The organism is Paraconexibacter sp., from assembly GCF_041602235.1.
In the GTDB taxonomy this organism is placed as follows: domain Bacteria; phylum Actinomycetota; class Thermoleophilia; order Solirubrobacterales; family Solirubrobacteraceae; genus Paraconexibacter.
Window position 1 is genome coordinate 1 of record NZ_JBFIGP010000050.1, and the last position, 17517, is coordinate 17517.

A 17517-nucleotide genomic window follows, 5' to 3' on the forward strand; every position below is an offset into this window, starting at 1 on the left:
CCGGTCCCGTGCTCGGTGTAGGCGATCCGGTAGCCGGCGTGCTGGAAGGACGGCATCTGCACAGCATACGGAGGGGTATGTGAAGAAGGTCTGAGAAATAGTGCAAGGAACTCTCCAACCTGCGACCCTGGTCGGACGTTGTTCGTCGTGTGCAGGTTTGCTCTCTGAACCCGGAGTCGTGCCGTAGCCGATGTCAGCAGTGGTCACCGCAGCGCCAGGTCGCTCCCGTTTCCGGGGGCTGCTTCGCACGCTGTCGGACGAGCGCCTGGTCGCGCGCGTCCGGGCTGGTGACCAGGCTGCCTTCGAGGTCGTCTACGACCGCTATCAGCGGGATCTCCTCTCGTTCTGCCGGCACATGCTGGGTACCGCGGAGGGTGCAGAGGACGCGCTGCAGCACACCTACATCAGCGCCTACCGGGCTCTCCTCGCCGACGACCGCCCGATCCAGCTCAAGGCCTGGCTGTTCGCCATCGCCCGCAACCGCTGTCTCTCGATGCTGCGTGCCCGACGCGAGCACACCGACATCGAGGAGGTCCAGGTCTCGGTCGAAGGCCTCACGTCCGAGGTCCAGCAGCGGGCCGACCTCCAAGAGCTTCTCGCCGATCTCCAGCGCCTTCCGGACGACCAGCGCGCCGCGCTGCTGCTCACCGAGATGGGCGCCCACTCGCACGAAGAGGTGGCGGTGATCCTCGACGTGCGCAAGGAGAAGATCAAGGCGCTGGTGTTCCAGGCTCGCGAGCAGCTGATCGGCGCGCGAGCGGCACGCGAGACCGACTGCCGGGTGATCCGCGAGCAGCTGGCGACCCTGCGCGGCGGCGCGTTGCGCCGCACCGAGTTGCGCCGCCATCTCGACAGCTGCCCCGGGTGCCGCGCCTACAAGCTCGAGGTCCAGCGTCAGCGCGCAGCGATCGCCGTGATGCTGCCGGTGGCTCCCGGGACGGCGCTCAAGGCGTCCATCCTCGGAACGCTGTTCGGTGGCGGTGCTGCCGGTGGCGGTGGCGGCGGTGGCGGTGCGACGATCGCCGGCGGTGCCGCGGCGGCCGGCGGCGTGGCGGCCGTCGGGGCGGCGGCCGGCGGCGGAGGGCTCTTCGCGTCGCTCGGGGCCCAGGGGTTCGCCATCCAGGCACTGGTCACGCTCTCGGTCGCCGGCGGCGCCGGCGGTACCGGGTACCTCGCGACGCAGCAGTTGAGCAAGGGGCCCCAGGTCCCGGAGGCGGAGGTCCGCGCCGCGGCGACCTCGCGCTCCGCCGCGCTGCAGCTGGCGGCGGCCGCGCCGCCGATGACCGCGAGCCCGGTGACCAGACAGGCGCGCGTCGTGCTGACACCCCCGCCGGCTCCGATCGGCGGACGGTTCGTTCGCGCCATGCGGACCCGCAACGTCCGTGGCGGAGCCGTCGCCCCGTCGATCGGCGGCATCCAGACGCTCAGCGCCACTCCGGGCGCCCCGGGCGGTCCCGGCGCAGGTGGCCCCGGCCCGATCGTGTTCGCGAGCCTGCCGCTCGTCGAGACCCCGGTGCACGCGCCGCCCGCGGCCGACACCCGCGACGAGGACGAGGACAAGGCCGAGAAGGAGGCGCGCAAGGAGCAGGAGAAGGCCGCGAAGGACCGGCGGAAGGAGCAGTCGGCCGAGCAGCAGCACGCGTCGGTGCCGGCGTCCTACCGGCCGTCGGGCGACGACGACGACGATGACCGGGAGAAGGCGGACCGCAAGGCGCAGAAGAAGCTGGAGAAGGCCCGGAAGAAGGCGGCCAAGGACCAGCAGAAGCGGGGCACCGCCGAGCAGGCGCGCCCCGCTCCGCAGTCGGCGGCACCGGCCTCCCCGAAGGCTGAGGAGAAGGCGCGCAAGCGCCAGGAGAAGGCCGACCGCAAGGCCGCCAAGCAGCAGCAGAAGGCCGATCGCAAGGCGGCCAAGCGCCAGGAGAAGGCCGACCGCAAGGCAGCCAAGCAGCAGGAGAAGGCGGACAAGAAGGCTCGCAAGGAGCAGGAGAAGGCCGACAAGAAGGCGGCCGACGAGCGCGAGCGCTCCTGGGACAAGGCCCGCAAGGAGCAGGAGAAGGCCGACAAGAAGGCCCGCAAGGAGCAGGAGAAGGCCGAGAACGACTGAGCGTCCGCCGCGGACCGTCGATGCCGGACCGCCACGGTGTACTAGAGTGACGCCTGCGTCATCTTTCGTCCACCGCGTCACGCAGGAGGGTCCCGCCCCATGGCCAAGCAGCCCCGAGTCCTCACCGGCAAGGTCGCCGCGATCACGGGCGGCGCCCGCGGTATCGGCAAGGAGACCGCGCGCCAGTTCGCCGCCGAAGGCATGCGGGTCGCCATCGGCGACCTCGACCTCGATCTCGCGAAGGCCACGGCCGAGGAGCTCGGACCGAACGTCGTCGCCTTTCCGCTGAACGTCACCGACCGTGGGTCGTTCAAGGCGTTCCTCGACGGAGCCGAGGAGGCCGTCGGCCCGATCGACGTGCTCGTCAACAACGCCGGGATCATGCAGCTCGGGCGCTTCCTCGACGAGGACGACGCCACCACGCAGCGGCAGATCGACATCAACGTCAACGGCGTCCTGTGGGGGATGAAGGAGGTCCTTCCGCGGTTCCTGGCGCGCGACACGGGCCACCTCGTCAACGTGGCGTCGACGGCGGGCAAGGGCGGCTTCCCCGGCGGCGCCACCTACTGCGGGACCAAGCACTTCGTCGTCGGCGTCAGCGAAGCGGTGCGCGCCGAGCTCCGCGAGACGCCGATCGAGGTCTCCTGCGTGATGCCGGTCGTCGTCAAGACCGAGCTCGCCTCCGGGCTGCAGCCCACGCGCGGGGTCAAGCACATCGAGCCGGGCGACGTCGCCGCCGAGATCGTGCGCGCGCTCAAGTTCCCGAAGTTCGACGTCTTCGTCCCGCGCGAGGTGCAGGCGATCACGACGGCCATGAACGTGCTGCCGCGCCGCGGTCGCGAGGCGATCGGACGGGCCCTGAAGGCCGACAAGGTCCTCGATCAGCGCGACGACGCCACCCGTCGGGCCTACGAGCTGCGCGCGTCGCACTCCGAGCCCGGACTCGAGCCGGGCGCGCAGGCCAAGCAGCTCACCGAGAGCACCCCCGACGCCTGAGCGCAGCGCGGGCCGGGGGTACGGCGGCGTTCCTCGCCGTCGCCCGCAGGCTGGACGTGGTGAGTAGGGTTGGGCGCACGTGAGCGACGGCAAGATGATCCTCGCCGCGGGCGCCCTGCTCGCGCTCGGTCTCCTCGCATCCTTGCTCGCCGGTCGGGTCCGTGTCCCCGGACTCGTGCTGTTCCTCGGCCTCGGCATGCTGCTGGGCTCCGACGGGATCGGCGAGCTGTCGTTCACCGATTTCGAGCTCGCACGAACGATCGGGATCATCGCCCTCGTCCTCATCCTGTTCGAGGGAGGTCTGGCAGCGGGCTGGCACGAGGTCCGTCCCGTGCTGCGGCCGGCGATGTCCCTCGCGCTCGTCGGGACGGCCGTCACCGCGGCGATCACCGGGTTCGCCGCGCACTGGCTGCTGGACCTCGATGTGCTCGAAGGCCTGCTGCTCGGGGCGATCCTGTCCTCCACGGACGGCGCGGCCATCTTCGCGCTCCTGCGCGGGTCCACCCTGCGCCGGCGGCTGGCGCGGACGCTGGAGGGGGAGGCGGGGTTCAACGATCCCGTGGCGGTCCTGCTCGTGCTGGGCTTCATCGAGGCGATCAAGCACCCGCCGCACGGGCCGCTGGAGTTCCTCGCGGACTTCGCGGTCGAGCTCGGGATCGGCGCACTCGTCGGTCTCGGTGTCGGCTGGCTGGCCGTCCACGCCTTCCAGCGCGCCCAGCTCGCGACCGGGGGCCTGTTCCCCGTCGCCTCCCTGGCCACCGCCGCGATCGCCTTCGGCGGCGCCGACGTGCTGCACGGCTCCGGGTTCCTCGCGACCTACCTGGTCGGCCTGTCGCTGGGCGGCGCCGCCATCCCGGCCAAGCGCACGATCGTCTCCTTCCACGACGGTCTGGCGTGGGTCGCGCAGCTCTCCATGTTCTTCACGCTGGGGCTGCTCGTGTTCCCGAGCCAGCTCGCCGACGTCTGGGTGGAGGGCACGGCGGTGGCGCTCGTGCTCGTGTTCGTCGCCCGTCCGCTCGCCGCCTTCCTGGCGACGGTCCGGATGGGGTTCACCACCGGCGAGCGGATCGCGCTGGGGTGGGCCGGGCTCCGCGGCGCCATCCCGGTGGTGCTCGCGACCTTCCCGGTGATCGAGGGGGTGCCGCAGTCCGCCGAGTTCTTCAACATCGTCTTCTTCGCCGTCCTGGTGTCGACGCTGCTGCAGGGGGCGTCGTTCGAGCCGATCGCATCGCGTCTGCGGGTGACCACGACGGAGCCCGCGCTCCCCCGGGTGGTCCAGGAGTCCGGGACGATCCGGCGGCTCGGGGCCGAGGTCATCGAGTTCCCGGTCGGTCCGGACGACGCGCTGGTCGGCGTCAAGGTGCGCGACCTCGGCCTGCCGCGCGAGGCGCTGATCAACGTGATCGTGCGGGGAGAGGAGGCGATACCTCCCCGCGGCGCGCACACGGTCGAGATCGGCGACAGCCTGCACGTGCTCGTGCGCTCCTCCGTGTCGCGGGAGATGCGCGACCTGCTCGAGCGGTGGCGCACCGGTCCGATCGGCCCTCCGCCGCGACCGCCGCGGCAGATCCGCGCGCACGCCACCCCGTTCACCGTCGGGCCGTGGAACCCCGCCTACGGCGACCCGTCCGACCCCAAGGTGGTGGCAGGTCGTGAGGTGATCGACCGGCTGCGCCTGCGCCGCGACCGGCCCGGATCGCTGGTGCTCCTGGACGACGGCGTCCTGGCGGTCTGCGGCGAGACGGTCGCGCTCGGTCGCCGCGACCTGCTGGGCGCCTACGCGCGGCGACGCCTGTCGCGGGCGGTCGACGAGTCGGACCGTGGCTGGTGGGCGGAGGTCATCGCAGCGGTCGCGCGCTGACGGACCGCCGCCCCCGGTCCACGCTCAGGCGGTCAGCCAGGCGGCGATGTGGCCGCCGATGGTCCCGCCCTGGTCCTCCTGCAGGAAGTGCGACGCGTCCTCGATGACCACCGGCTCGGGCGCGCCGAGCGCGGCGGCGAACTTGCGACCAGTGTCGAGGTTGATGATCGGGTCCTTGTCCGCCCAGAGGACGAGGATCGGCCGGTCGTCGTCCTTGAGCGCGGCGAGCACGCGCTGTCCCGCCTCCGCCCCCTTGCTCTCGGGCGTCAGCGGGATCATGAGCGGGAACGCGCGCGTGCCCTGCTTGAACGTCGCGTCCGGGAAGGGTGCCTCGTAGGCCGCGAGGACCTCGGGGGAGGGCGGCGTCAGGCAGGCGCCGCCGACCAGCATCCCGATCGGCAGGTCCTCCGTCCGCTCGACGAAGTCGCGGAACGCGCTCCACGCGTCGCTCATCTTCTGGTGGCCGGTGAACAGCCCGGTGTCGAGGACGACCATCCGGTCGATGCGGGAGGCGTGGTCGACCGCCAGGCGCAGCCCGACCGGACCGCCCCAGTCGTGGACGACCATCGTCGCGCCCGTCAGGTCGAGGTGCTCGAGGAGTTCGGCCATCACCGCGGTGTGCGCGTCGTAGCTGTACCAGTCGAAGTCGGTCGGCTTGTCCGAGCGGCCGAAGCCCGCCATGTCCGGGACGATGCAGCGGAAGCCCGCGTCGCGCACGGCGGGGAACACCTTGCGCCACAGGAAGCTCCAGGTCGGCTCGCCGTGCATGAACCAGACGGGCGGTGCGTCGGCCGGGCCTTCGTCCAGGTAGGCGACGCGAAGACCCGCCGATGTCTCGAAGTACCGGGGCTCGTAGTCGAAGTCGGGGAGGCCGGCGAACCGGTCGTCAGGGGTCCGTACGCAGGGAATGCTCATGGGCCGTCGAGCCTACCCGCCGCACGGCGCGCGGCGCGAGGCGGACCGGCGAGCCGGGGCCTCCGACCACCGTCTAGGGTGTCCGCCATGGCCGCCGATCTCGAGCACCTCTGCATCAACACCGTCCGGACGCTGGCGATGGACGCCGTCCAGCACGCCAACTCCGGGCACCCCGGCATGCCGATGGCGATGGCGCCCGCCGCGTTCGTGCTGTTCGCCGACGTGCTCAAGCACGACCCCTCCGAGCCCGACTGGGCGGACCGCGACCGGTTCGTCCTCAGCGCCGGCCACGGGTCGATGCTGCTCTACGCGGCACTGCACCTCTCGGGCTACGACCTCTCCCTCGACGATCTGAAGGCGTTCCGCCAGTGGGACTCGCGCACGCCGGGGCATCCGGAGCGCGAGCGCCGGGCCGACGGCACCTGGCGGACCCCCGGCGTCGAGGTGACCACCGGACCCCTCGGGCAGGGGTTCGCCAACGGGGTCGGCATGGCGATGGCCGAGCGGTTCCTCCGCGAGCAGTTCGGCAGCGAGGTCCAGGACCACTTCACCTACGCCATCTGCTCCGACGGGGATCTCATGGAGGGCGTCGCGTCGGAGGCTGCCTCGCTGGCCGGGCACCTCGGGCTCGGGCGCATCGTCTACCTGTACGACGACAACGACATCTCGCTCGACGGCCCCACGTCGCTGTCCTACGACGAGGACGTCACCAAGCGCTTCGACGCCTACGGCTGGCACGTCCTGGAGGTCGACGACGCCAACGACACCGGGGCGCTGCGCGCTGCGATCGACGCGGGCAAGGCGGAGACCGAGCGCCCCACGCTCATCCGCGTCAAGTCGATCATCGGCTACCCGTCCCCGAACAAGCAGGGCACCAGCGGCGCGCACGGCTCGCCCTTGGGCGAGGACGAGGTCCGGGCCACGAAGGAGGCCCTCGGGTGGGATCCCGACGCCCAGTTCCTCGTGCCCGACGGTGTGATGGAGCGATTCGGCGCGGGAGGTCGCGCCGGTGCCGAAGCCCGCACGGCCTGGACCGAGCGACTCGAGGCGTTCAAGGCCGCCGACGCGGACAAGGCCGCCGCCTGGGACGCCGGCTGGGACGGGCGCCCGCTGCCCGGGATGGCCGGGAAGCTGCCGTCCGATGCCGCCGGCTTCGGCAAGGAGAAGATCGCGACCCGTGCCGCGGGCAAGGCGGTCATGGCGGCGTTCGCCGACCACGTCCCGACCCTGGTCGGTGGCGCGGCCGACCTGTCGGGCTCGACGTCGACGATGGTGCCGGGCGGCGACGAGGAGCGGTACACCAAGGAGTCCGTGGGCCGCAACGTCTACTGGGGCGTCCGCGAGCACGCGATGGGCGCCGCGGTCAACGGCCTCGCCGCCCACGGCGGGATCACCCGGCCCTACGGATCCACCTTCCTGCAGTTCGCCGACTACATGCGCGGGGCGATCCGGCTGAGCGCGTTGCAGGAGCTCGACGTGGCGTGGGTCTTCACCCACGACTCGGTGGCCCTCGGCGAGGACGGCCCGACCCACCAGCCGGTCGAGCATCTCGCCGCGCTGCGCGCGATCCCGGGGCTGACCGTCATCCGTCCCGCCGACGCGACCGAGGTCTCCGAGGCGTGGCGGGTCGTGCTCGAGGAGGTCCACGGTCCCGCGGCGCTCATCTTCTCGCGGCAGGACCTGCCGATTCTCGACCGCGAGGCGCTGGAGTCCGCCCGCGGGCTCGCCCGCGGCGCCTACGTCCTGCGCGAGCCGGAAGGCGAGGAGTCCGCAGCCATCGTCGGCACCGGCGCCGAGGTCCACGTGGCCCTCGAGGCCGCGGACCAGCTCGCCGCCGAGGGCATCCACGTCCGGGTCGTCTCGATGCCCTCGTGGGAGCTGTTCGACGCCCAGGACGAGGGGATCCAGGAGGACGTCCTGCCCTCGGAGCTCCCCACCGTCTCGGTCGAGGCCGGCATCACGCTCGGCTGGGACCGCTACGTCGACATCCCGATCGGCATCGACCGCTTCGGGGCCTCCGCGCCCGGTCCGGAGGTGCTGGAGAAGCTCGGCATCACTCCCGGCGCGGTGGTCGACGCGGTCAAGGAGCTGCTGGAAGAGGAGTAGGCCCCTACAGCGTCACGCCGCCCGCGCCGTCGAACCTCGCCGGCGCCCCGATGGGATCCGTCTCCACGAGGGCGGCGATCACCTCGGGCTCCTGGCTCTTGCCCACCGCACGACGGCCGTCGGCGGTGAGTCCGGTGGCGAACGCGATCGTCGGCGTGCCGGTGTGGTCGAAGAGGGCGGTGTGCGTCTCGACGGGGGCGCTGACCATCTCGCCGTGCGCGGTGTCGCGACGGGGAGTGGCGTCGACGACGGCCTGCACGTCGTGGTGGGCGAACGGTGCCCCTGGCTCCGTCGCGGGGCCGCCGAGCACGGCGAACCCGTGCTTGGTGAGGTACCAGCCGACGGCGGTGGACACGCCGAGCGCCTCGGGGTCCTCGCGCAGCCGCCCGACGAGGGTCGCCAGCGCGTGCAGCACGTAGCCGTTGGCAGGACCGCCGGCGAAGGTCAGGCCGCCGGTGACCGTCGGTGCGCGCCCCGGGTCGAGGAGGTCCACGCCGAGCTCGCCGGCCGCCACCTGCACCGCGGAGGGGAAGCACGAGTACAGGTCGAGATGGGCGACCTCGTCGAGCGCGACGCCCGCGTGCCCGAGCGCGGCGGCCCCGCAGGCCGCGATGGCGGGCGAGCGGTCCAGCGACCAGCGTTCGGTGGCGTACCAGTGGTCGGCGGCCCCGGCCGTGGCATGCACCGGCACCCAGCGGTCACGGGGGACGCCCGCCGACTCGGCGGCCGCCGCGCTCATCAGCACCAGCGCCGCCGCCTGGTCGACGGCGATGTTGGCGTTGAGCAGCTTGGGGTACGGGTCGCTGACCAGGCGGTTGTCGGCGCTCGGTGTGCCGAGCGCGGCCGGATCGGTCGGCGGGTCCTCGGCCCACGCGTGGGGGTTGGTGCGCGCGACCTCGGCGAACCGCGCCCAGAGTCGCGCAGCGATGTCCGCCTGCTCGGCGCGTGAGCGGCCCGCGGCCCCGCGCAGCGCGTGCTCGAACAGCGGATAGAAGAAGACGGGGGCCAGCATGCCGGCCGCGAGCTCCGCGGCGTTCGACGGGTCGCGGTCCGCGCCGACGGACCACGTCGGAGCGACCTGCGCGTCCTGCTGCGGCCAGGTCGCCGTGTCGTCCCCGCCCGCCATGGCCTTCTTGAACGCGGAGAAGGCCTCGCCGAAGGAGATGAGGGCGACGTCGAGCTCACCGCCGGCGATGCGCGACGACAGGTCGCCGAGCAGCGCGACAGGGCCGTTGCCGCCGCGCGCCGTGCGCGCCGTGGCCCGCGGCGCGATCCCCAGCTCGCGGGCCATCTCCGCCGCGGGGTCCGCGACCGGCCAGGAGAAGAGGTCGATCGATGCGGCGACCTCGACACGGCGCAGCAGTTCGTCGCTGCCGATGCCCGCCTCGGTGTCATCGACCGCGCTGCGAGCGACGGCAGCCATGAGGCGGTGGGGAGCAGGGACGGGCCCGTCGGCCGGGCGGTGCGTGAGCTGTGCCGCACCCACGAGGACAGGCGTACGAGGATCGAGCATGAAGTGGAGAGTAGAGCTTCCTACTCCTCGTCGAGGATCGGGATGAGCTCTCGCGCCCTCGACGACACCGTGACGTGGATCGCACCCGGCTCCCGCACCCACGCGATCAGGTTCATCGCGGTGAGGCGGTCGAGGAAGAACTGGAAGGCCCGCGCCTGGCCGCGGGTCGCGTAGTCGCGGACGATGTCGAAGGAGAACCCGGTGGTGTGCAGCGAGTACCGGCGGGTCGCCTCCCCGTTGCGCTGTCCCAGCAGCCGCTGGTAGGTGACGTCGCGGATACTCGAGCTGACGCGGAGCGGGACCTTGCTGCCCCCGAGGTCCCGGACGCCCGCCCCGATGTACGCGAGCATCGCGAGCGCTTCGGGACGGAGCGCCCGGTACAGCCGGGCCGACTGCTTCAGGCGGGGAGCCAGCTCGCCCATGCCGGGGTCGATCCGCAGGCCGAACCGCGCGAGCTGCTCGGGGTCGAGCACGACGAGCGTCCCGTCGGCCCGCGCACGACCGAGGGCGAACGGGTCCTCGTAGACCCGGGTCGAGGCGCGCGGATGCAGCACCTCCTCGGCGCTGTTCTTCGCCGTCTGCAGGGCCGCGAGACGGCTGAGGTCGGCGGGGTTCGTCCGCCAGAGGCGCATGATCCCGGCGGCGGCCCTGACCCGCCAGAGGTAGGTCGAGGAGTCGTCCCCCAGCGAGGCGAGCAGCTCGTAGGCCTCCGTGTTGCGGACCGGCGTGGTGTCGAAGAACAGCTGCGCGTAGGGGACCTCGCCCTCGCCGTAGCGCTGCAGCACGCGCTGCAGGTTGCCGACCCCCATGTGGTAGCTGGCGATCGCGAGATCCTGCCGGTCGCCGAGCTCGCCCCGCGCGAACCGCAGGTAGCGCACGGTCCCCTGCAGGGCCTTCTGCGGGTCGAACCGCTCGTCCACCCGCCGGCGCTCGCGGGTACGGGCCTCGACCTTGGTCCCGCGCGCGATGCCGCGCGTCAGCCGTTCCGCCGCACGCACGTCGACCCGCATCCCGAGCAGGTCCCGGCCGGTCTGGGCGAGGATCTGCGTGAGGCCGACCGCGCCGTCGAGGTCGTTCGACGCCCGAGCGTCCTCGCGACCGGCGCTCTCGAGGAAGACGATCGCCTCGAGCGTGTCCGCGTCGACGACGCCCTCGGAGCCCTCGGCGGTGCGCTCGATCAGGGTGCGCCACCGCGCGACCCGCTCGGCCGTGGCGACCGCGCCGCCGGGGCTCTTGGCGAACAGCACGTGCGACAGCCCCGCCGCCGCCTGCCGTTCGAGCTCCTCGCGGTCCTCCTCGCGGTAGGCGAGCGGATCGTTGCCGTCGCCCGAGGCGCCGATGCCGGGCGCGAGCCGGTCGCTGCCGGATCCCCCGAGCACGATCACCCCCAGGGCGATCGCCAGCGCGGCGACGAGAAGCAGGACGAGGAGGCGCAGGCGCGCGAGGCTCGGGGACACCACGCCACTACGGTTCCACACGGCGCACGTCGGCGCGTGCTGCCGGGGCCGCCGCGACCGCCCGAGCCGGACCGCCGTTCTAAGGTTCGGCGCGATGGAGATCAGCGCACAGCCGGACCGACTCGACCGGGAGCTCATCCACCGCTTCCTCAGCGAGGACGCGTACTGGTCGCCGGGCGTCTCGCGCGAGACGGTCGACCGGTCGATCGACCACTCGTTGTGCTTCGGCGCCTACGACGACGAGGGCGGCCAGATCGGGTTCACGCGGGTGGTCACCGATCACGCGACGTTCGCCTGGGTCTGCGACGTGTTCGTGCTGCCGCACGCCCGCGGCCGCGGGGTCGGGAAGGCCCTGATCGCCGCGGTCGTGGCGCACCCCTCCGTGGCCTCCGTCCGGCGCGTGATGCTCGCCACGGAGGACGCCCACGGGCTCTACGAGGCCTTCGGGTTCCGCAAGCCCGACGACATCTACAAGTGGCTCGTGCTGCGTCCCGGCAGCGCGTCCGGTCCCCCGGCGCCGGACGGGGCATCCGGCCCCCGGTAGCCTCCGTCGCATGAAGCTCTACGTCTGCTGGGGAACCTTCGGGACACCGCTGCACACGCATCCGTGCACGGCGGCGCACGAGGCGCTGACCGCCGCCGGCCACGAGTACGAGGTGGTCAACACCCACTCCTTCGGCGGCATCCCGGGCCGGTTGCAGACGTCGGGCCGCAAGAGGGTCGCCGAGGGGACGGGCAAGTACTGGGTGCCGGCGCTCGAGCTCGACGACGGGACCTGGATCAGCGGCAGCAAGGAGATCGCCGCCTGGGCGCAGGAGCACCCTGCGGCCGCGCCGAGCGCGCCGTGACCCGAGCGGGCGCACCAGAGGTACGCCGCTGTAGATTGCCCGCATGCCCGGCCCGACCCTTCCCGTCCCGCCCGCGCTCCCGGGGCTCGAGGACGTCCGGCGAGCCTTCGTGGACGCGCGCGGCGTGCGCTTCCACGTCACCGAGGCAGGGGACCCCGACGGGTACCCCGTCCTGCTGCTGCACGGCTGGCCCCAGCACCACCTCTGCTGGCGTGACCTGCTGGCCGATCCGCCCGCCGGGCTGCGGCTGATCGCTCCGGACCTCCCCGGCTACGGCTGGTCCGGGCCCGCCCCGCACCGCTGGGCCAAGGAGGACGTGGCGCTCGACGTCCTCGCGCTGCTGGACGCACTGGACCTCCGTGAGCCCGTCGGGCTGGTCGGGCACGACTGGGGCGGATGGATCGGCTGGCTGCTGACGATCATGGCCCCGGAGCGGTTCTCCGCCTATCTCGCCTGCAACATCGCCCATCCGTGGCAGAGCCCAGGGGCCATCCTGCCGCACCTGTGGCGGTTCGCCCTGTACCAGCCGTTCGTGGCGGCGTTCGGCGTCCCGCTGCATCGCCGCACCTCGATCACGAACCTCGTCTTCCGAGGCGGACTCCACGACCGCTCGGCGATGAGCGCCGAGGATGTCGCGCTGTTCGTCGACCGCTTCCGGGACCCGGTGTGCGCCCGAACGGCGCGAGACACCTACCGGACGTTCGTGCTGCGGGAGATGCCCGCGAGCGCCCGGCGTCCCGAACGGCGGCGCTCGCGCGTGCCGACCGTCGGGCTGTTCGGCACCGGGGACGCCGCGATCAGTCCGGCGCTCGCCTCCCCCGACACTGCGCTGGCCGACGACTACCGCCTCGAGCTCGTGGAGGACTGCGGGCACTTCATCGTCGACGAGCGCCCGGACCTGGTGCGCGCTCGCGTGACGAGCCTGTTCGCCCGGGCGTGAGATCCCCGGGGAGGGGGTAGGACCCATGCGCGCTTGTCGTCCCTGCGACCGCGTGGGACCGTACCTCCACCATGGCCTCCACCTCCTACCGCCCTGCCGCGATCTCGCTCGACTCCGACGCGCTGCGGCGCTACCTGGACGGGCCCTACCGCGAGGTCCGCGAGCTGACCCGGCAGCTCCTGGCGCAGCCCGAGCACGCTCCCGTGTGCGGCCTGCCGACCGCGGAGTACCGGGAGCTCGTGATGGAGCGCACCCGCCTGCTCGCGGCCGCGGGGCAGACCGGCATGGGCTTCCCGGAGAAGTACGGCGGCGGCGGTGACGTCGGCGCCTCGATCGCCGCGTTCGAAACGCTCGCCCACGGGGACCTCTCGGTCCTCGTGAAGACCGGCGTGCAGTTCGGGCTGTGGGGAGGCGCGGTGCTCCACCTCGGGACCGAGCGCCACCACGAGGCCTATCTGCGCCGGACGATCACCGCCGAGCTGCCGGGCTGCTTCGCGATGACGGAGGTGGGGCACGGCTCCGACGTGCAGGCGCTGGAGACGACCGCGACGTTCGACTCCGCCACCGACGAGTTCGTCATCAACACGCCGAGCGAGGGGGCGTGGAAGCACTACATCGGCAACGCCGCGTGTCACGGGCGGATCGCCGCGGTCTTCGCCCAGTTGCACGTCGGCGACGAGCGCCCGGGCGTGCACGCGTTCGTGGTCCCGCTGCGGGACGACGACGGCGAGCCGCTTCCGGGCGTCAGCATCGCGGACTGCGGCGAGAAGCTCGGGCTCAACGGCGTCGACAACGGGATGCTCGCGTTCGCCGACGTGCGCATCCCCCGCGACAACCTCCTGGACCGGTACGCCCAGGTCACGGAGACCGGCGAGTACCGCAGTGAGATCGAGAACCCCAACCGCCGGTTCTTCACGATGATCGGGACCCTGATCCAGGGGCGGGTCTGTGTCGGCGGCGCGGCCGGGACGGCGGCGAAGAACGCGCTGACGATCGCGGTGCGGCACGGCCTGCGCCGTCGTCAGTTCGGCCCGCCGGACGGCGACAGCGAGACGCTGCTGCTCGACTACCGCACCCACCAGCGGCGGCTCATGCCGAGGCTCGCGCGGACCTACGCGCTGCACTTCGCCCAGGAGGTGGTCGCGGCGCGGCTGCACGAGGCGTTCAGCGGCGGCGATGTCCCGGAACGCGATCAGCGGGAGCTCGAGACCTACGCCGCCGGCCTCAAGGTGATGACCACCCGTCACGCGACCGACACGATCCAGGAGTGCCGCGAGGCGTGCGGCGGCCTCGGCTACCTCGCGGAGAACCGGTTCGCGGCGTTGAAGGCGGACACGGACGTGTTCACGACGTTCGAGGGCGACAACACCGTGCTCCTGCAGCTGGTCGCCAAGTCGCTGCTCACGGACTACAAGGACCAGTTCGCGAGCCTGGACCCGCCGGGGATGGTCCGCTTCGTCGCCGGGCAGGTCGTCGAGACGGTCGTCGAGAAGTCCCTCGCCCGCCAGTTGCTCGGCGCGCTGGTGGACGTCATCCCGGCCAGCGACGACGAGCGTGAGCTCCGCGACCGCGACTACCAGGGTGAGCTGCTGCGCTGGCGCGAGGAGCACATGCTGGCCAGCGTCGCCCGCCGGCTCAAGGCGGGCATCGACAACGGCTTCGACCCGTGGCGCGTGTTCAACTTCTGCCAGGACCACGTCGTTCACACCGCCCGGGCGCACATCGAGCGCCTGGTCTTCGACGCGTTCGCCGCGTCGGTCGACCGCTGCGAGGACGGTCAGCTGCGTGAGGCTCTCGGACAGCTCTGCGACCTGTACGCGCTCGCGGCGATCGAAGAGGATCGCGGCTGGTACCTCGAGCACGGCAGGCTGACGACGCAGCGCTCCAAGCGGATCACCACCGAGGTCAACCTGCTGTGCATGGACGTCCGCGAGCAGGCCGCCGCGCTGGTCGACGCCTTCGGGATCCCGGACGCCGTGCTCGTCGCGCCGATCGCGACGTAGCGGGCGTCACGCCCCGCTGGGATCAGCGCGGGACGGCGAGGTAGTTCCAGGACGCGGGCGAGGTGAACAACTCCTCGAACTCGCTGCGCGTGAACGGACCGGCGCCCTCGAGGTCGAACACGCGCAGGTCGCACGCGTCGAGCAGGTCCCACAGCTCGCCCGAGGACGAGCCGTAGAGGTCCGCGCCGCCGAGGCCGTGCTCGAAGACGATGACGGGCCGGGCACGCTCGAGCAGGCGCTGCCCACCGAGGAGCACCTTCACCTCCGCGCCCTCCACGTCGATCTTCAGGAACGCCGGAGTGATGTCGTCGGGGATGACGTCGTCGAGCCGGCGCACCTCGACGGTGACCTCCCGCGTCTCCTGGGCATCGGCCGGCAGGTCGGCGCGGCGCCGCAGGCCGGACAAGGCGGGAGCGGCCAGGACGTGATGGAACGTCGCGGTCGTCGTCACGTCGGACAGCGCGCCCTGGTGGATCTCGACCTGCGGGAACCGCGCCCGGAGGTCGGTGACGAGCTCCGGCAGGGGCTCGAACGCGAAGTGGCGACCGTTCGGAGCCACCGCGACGATCTGCTCGAGGAAGTCGCCGCGGTTGGCGCCCACGTCGATCGCGCACGAGTCCGTTCGCAGGACGGCCGTCATCGCGATGCGCGCGGCGTAGTCGTCACGTCGGTTGCGCCGGAGCCCCGGGTCGAACACCGCCTCGAGCTCCGCGAACCGTTCGTCGCGACCGGTTCGCGCGGCCACGGATCGACCCGCCCGGCGTGCGAACCGGATGACACGTTCCCCTACCGAGTCCATGCCCGACCATACCGCGCGCGGGGCGCTGAGCTTCAACCCAGGACGACCTCCGCGGCGCGACGCAGCGTCGTGGGATCCCCGCCGATCATCAGCGTCGTGACGACCGAGTCCCGCCACGCCTCCAGGTCGTGGCGGATCTTGTCCGCGGACCCGATCAGCGCCAGTTGCTCGACGAGCTCGGTGGGGATCGCGGCGGCCGCCTCCGTCTTCTTCCCATCGAGGTAGAGGGCCTGGACCTCGTCGACGACGGCCTCGTACCCCATGCGGATCGGCACGTTGGCGTGGAAGTTCTTCGCCTTCGCTCCCATGCCGCCGAAGTACAGGGCGTACATCGGGCGCAGCATGTCGGCCGCCTGCTCGACGTCGTCGTGGACGATGACCGGCACGGTCGCGGCGATCTCGAAGTCCTCCGGTCCGCGGCGTGCGCCCTCGCGCCCCCAGCCCTCCTGGAGGTTGGGGAGGTAGAGGTCCTCGGCGTGCGGCGAGTAGAAGAGGGCCAGCCAGCCGTCGCAGAGCTCGGCGGCGAGCGCGACGTTCTTCGGGCCCTCGGCCGCGAGGTAGATCGGGATGTCCTCGCGCACGGGGTGCACCGTGCTCTTCAGCGGCTTGCCCAGGCCGCTGGGACCCGGCAGACCCATCGTGTAGTGCTCACCCTCGAACACGACGGGCCCCTCGCGCTTCCAGATCTCGCGCAGGATCGCGATGTACTCGCGGGTGCGGGCGAGCGGCTTGGCGAACGGCTCGCCGTACCACCCCTCGACGACCTGGGGTCCCGAGACGCCGAGTCCGAGGATGAACCGGCCGCCGCTGAGGTGGTCCATCGTGATGGCGGCCATGGCCGCCGCGGCCGGGCGACGGGCGCTCATCTGCATGATCGCGGTGCCCAGCTGCACGTGCGTCGTCGCCGCGCCCCACCACGCGAGCGGCGTCAGCACGTCGGAGCCGTAGCTCTCCGCGGTCCAGATCGAGTGGAAGCCGAGTTTCTCGGCCTCGGCGATGGAGTCCTCCACACCGTGCGGCGGGCCGGAGCCCCAGTAGCCGGTGTTCAGGGCGAGCTTCAGGTCACGGGCCATCCCCGGACCCTACGCCCACGGGGCCGCTACGTCAGGGGCTGCTCGTCGACGTCGATGTCGAACGCACCGGTGTTGTCGGTCATCGTGACCGTCAGCCCGTAGGCCTTGTCGCCGGCGGTGAGCGTGCAGCGCGTCTTGCTCCCGACCTTCATCGCCACGCGGGCAGGACAGGACACGGCGTCCGGTCGCTTGCCCACCGAGCGCTCGAGCGCGTCCTGGACCTGTCGCTCGACGAGCGGACCGGGCAGCGTCCCGCTGACGGTCTCCCAGCTCACGCGCCCGTCCTCGCCCGTGACATTCAGGGCGACCTCCAGGCGCACGTCGTTGGCGAGCGTCATCGTGCAGGTCGCCGTGGTCCCTATGTCCGCGGAGACGTCGTCCGGGCAGTCGACGCTGCGCACCTCGGCGCCCTGGACCTTGCCCGCGTAGTCCTCGCCGATGGTCCTCTCGGCGTTCTCGATGTCGAGGGTCTCCGTGCAGCCTCCGAGGGCGAGGGCGATCGGGACGGCAGCGAGACAGCTCAGGATCCTGGGCGATACGCGCATGTGCGGCGGCATGGTGACGCACGCCGCCGCACGATGCGTCGTGGGTCAGGCAGCCTGGCCTGAGGGTGCGACCTCGCCCGGGTACGAGCCGGGCTTCGCGTCGGGGTCGTCGGACTCGGCGCCGGGACGCGGACCGCCATGGCCACGACGGCCCATCGGCCGCTTGCCGTCGGCGAAGTCGTCGAAGTGCTCGTCGAACCGCTCGAGCGCCTCGTCCCGCTGGGCGTCGGTCGTCTTGCCGTCCTTCACCGCGGTCGCCAGCTTCTCGGAGAGCGCGGACCTGACGGCCTTCTTGACGTCGGCGATGTCCTTGCCCTCGGCCTTCGCGATCTCGTTGAGCGTCTTGCCGGACCGCAG

Annotated in this window: 15 protein-coding genes; 8 read left to right on the forward strand and 7 right to left on the reverse strand. The window is 72.2% G+C overall.

The genetic code is table 11. The features are described from left to right. The first annotated feature begins 190 nt into the window (after positions 1 to 190). The 3 genes from ABYE80_RS06305 to ABYE80_RS06315 all read left to right on the forward strand — a co-directional run bounded on the left by ABYE80_RS06305 (position 191) and on the right by ABYE80_RS06315 (position 4961). Positions 191 to 2104 carry a sigma-70 family RNA polymerase sigma factor gene (locus ABYE80_RS06305; protein WP_372789415.1) on the forward strand — a complete coding sequence of 638 codons (1914 nt, stop codon included), beginning with the start codon at positions 191 to 193 and terminating at the stop codon, positions 2102 to 2104. 99 nt (positions 2105 to 2203) lie between these two features. Continuing rightward, positions 2204 to 3100 (forward strand): SDR family oxidoreductase, encoded by an 897-nt coding sequence (locus ABYE80_RS06310; protein ID WP_372789416.1) that lies wholly within the window; start codon positions 2204 to 2206, stop codon positions 3098 to 3100. A gap of 79 nt (positions 3101 to 3179) precedes the next feature. Further along, positions 3180 to 4961 carry a potassium/proton antiporter gene (locus ABYE80_RS06315; protein WP_372789417.1) on the forward strand — a complete coding sequence of 594 codons (1782 nt, stop codon included), beginning with the start codon at positions 3180 to 3182 and terminating at the stop codon, positions 4959 to 4961. A 24-nt stretch (positions 4962 to 4985) separates the two neighbouring features. On the opposite strand, the gene ABYE80_RS06320 is transcribed toward ABYE80_RS06315, so the two are convergent. After that, the gene (locus tag ABYE80_RS06320; RefSeq protein WP_372789418.1) at positions 4986 to 5876 is read right to left on the reverse strand and encodes a haloalkane dehalogenase; all 891 of its coding nucleotides are present in this window, start codon (positions 5874 to 5876) and stop codon (positions 4986 to 4988) included. 87 nt (positions 5877 to 5963) lie between these two features. Here ABYE80_RS06320 and tkt point away from each other — a divergent pair, with 87 nt between their 5' ends. Continuing rightward, positions 5964 to 7982, forward strand: a complete 2019-nt coding sequence (tkt, locus tag ABYE80_RS06325; RefSeq protein ID WP_372789419.1) for a transketolase — start codon at positions 5964 to 5966, stop codon at positions 7980 to 7982. A gap of 4 nt (positions 7983 to 7986) precedes the next feature. Here the strand turns inward: tkt and ABYE80_RS06330 are convergent, their stop codons facing one another. Both ABYE80_RS06330 and ABYE80_RS06335 read right to left on the reverse strand, forming a co-directional pair. Next, on the reverse strand, positions 7987 to 9495 hold the full coding sequence (locus ABYE80_RS06330; RefSeq protein WP_372789420.1) for an acetyl-CoA acetyltransferase: 1509 nt from the start codon (positions 9493 to 9495) through the stop codon (positions 7987 to 7989). A gap of 20 nt (positions 9496 to 9515) precedes the next feature. Beyond that, positions 9516 to 10952: a transglycosylase SLT domain-containing protein gene (locus ABYE80_RS06335; protein WP_372789421.1), complete on the reverse strand. Its 1437-nt coding sequence runs from the start codon at positions 10950 to 10952 to the stop codon at positions 9516 to 9518. A gap of 94 nt (positions 10953 to 11046) precedes the next feature. On the opposite strand from ABYE80_RS06335, the gene ABYE80_RS06340 reads away from it, so the two are divergent. The 4 genes from ABYE80_RS06340 (at position 11047) to ABYE80_RS06355 (ending at position 14743) form a co-directional block, all read left to right on the forward strand. Next, positions 11047 to 11496 (forward strand): GNAT family N-acetyltransferase, encoded by a 450-nt coding sequence (locus tag ABYE80_RS06340; RefSeq protein WP_372789422.1) that lies wholly within the window; start codon positions 11047 to 11049, stop codon positions 11494 to 11496. A gap of 10 nt (positions 11497 to 11506) precedes the next feature. After that, positions 11507 to 11800 carry a hypothetical protein gene (locus ABYE80_RS06345; RefSeq protein ID WP_372789423.1) on the forward strand — a complete coding sequence of 98 codons (294 nt, stop codon included), beginning with the start codon at positions 11507 to 11509 and terminating at the stop codon, positions 11798 to 11800. Positions 11801 to 11843: 43 nt separating this feature from the next. Further along, positions 11844 to 12740, forward strand: coding sequence for an alpha/beta fold hydrolase (locus ABYE80_RS06350; protein WP_372789424.1), 897 nt, complete (start codon positions 11844 to 11846; stop codon positions 12738 to 12740). Between the two features lie 71 nt (positions 12741 to 12811). Next, positions 12812 to 14743, forward strand: a complete 1932-nt coding sequence (locus ABYE80_RS06355) for an acyl-CoA dehydrogenase (RefSeq protein WP_372789425.1) — start codon at positions 12812 to 12814, stop codon at positions 14741 to 14743. Positions 14744 to 14765: 22 nt separating this feature from the next. On the opposite strand, the gene ABYE80_RS06360 is transcribed toward ABYE80_RS06355, so the two are convergent. The 4 genes from ABYE80_RS06360 to ABYE80_RS06375 all read right to left on the reverse strand — a co-directional run. Continuing rightward, positions 14766 to 15488 (reverse strand): FkbM family methyltransferase, encoded by a 723-nt coding sequence (locus tag ABYE80_RS06360; RefSeq protein WP_372789426.1) that lies wholly within the window; start codon positions 15486 to 15488, stop codon positions 14766 to 14768. A gap of 86 nt (positions 15489 to 15574) precedes the next feature. Continuing rightward, positions 15575 to 16603: an LLM class F420-dependent oxidoreductase gene (locus tag ABYE80_RS06365; protein WP_372789429.1), complete on the reverse strand. Its 1029-nt coding sequence runs from the start codon at positions 16601 to 16603 to the stop codon at positions 15575 to 15577. A 38-nt stretch (positions 16604 to 16641) separates the two neighbouring features. Continuing rightward, on the reverse strand, positions 16642 to 17160 hold the full coding sequence (locus tag ABYE80_RS06370; protein ID WP_372789427.1) for a DUF4333 domain-containing protein: 519 nt from the start codon (positions 17158 to 17160) through the stop codon (positions 16642 to 16644). Between the two features lie 45 nt (positions 17161 to 17205). Next, on the reverse strand, positions 17206 to 17517 hold a 312-nt coding region (locus tag ABYE80_RS06375), incomplete at its 5' end, for a hypothetical protein (RefSeq protein ID WP_372789428.1).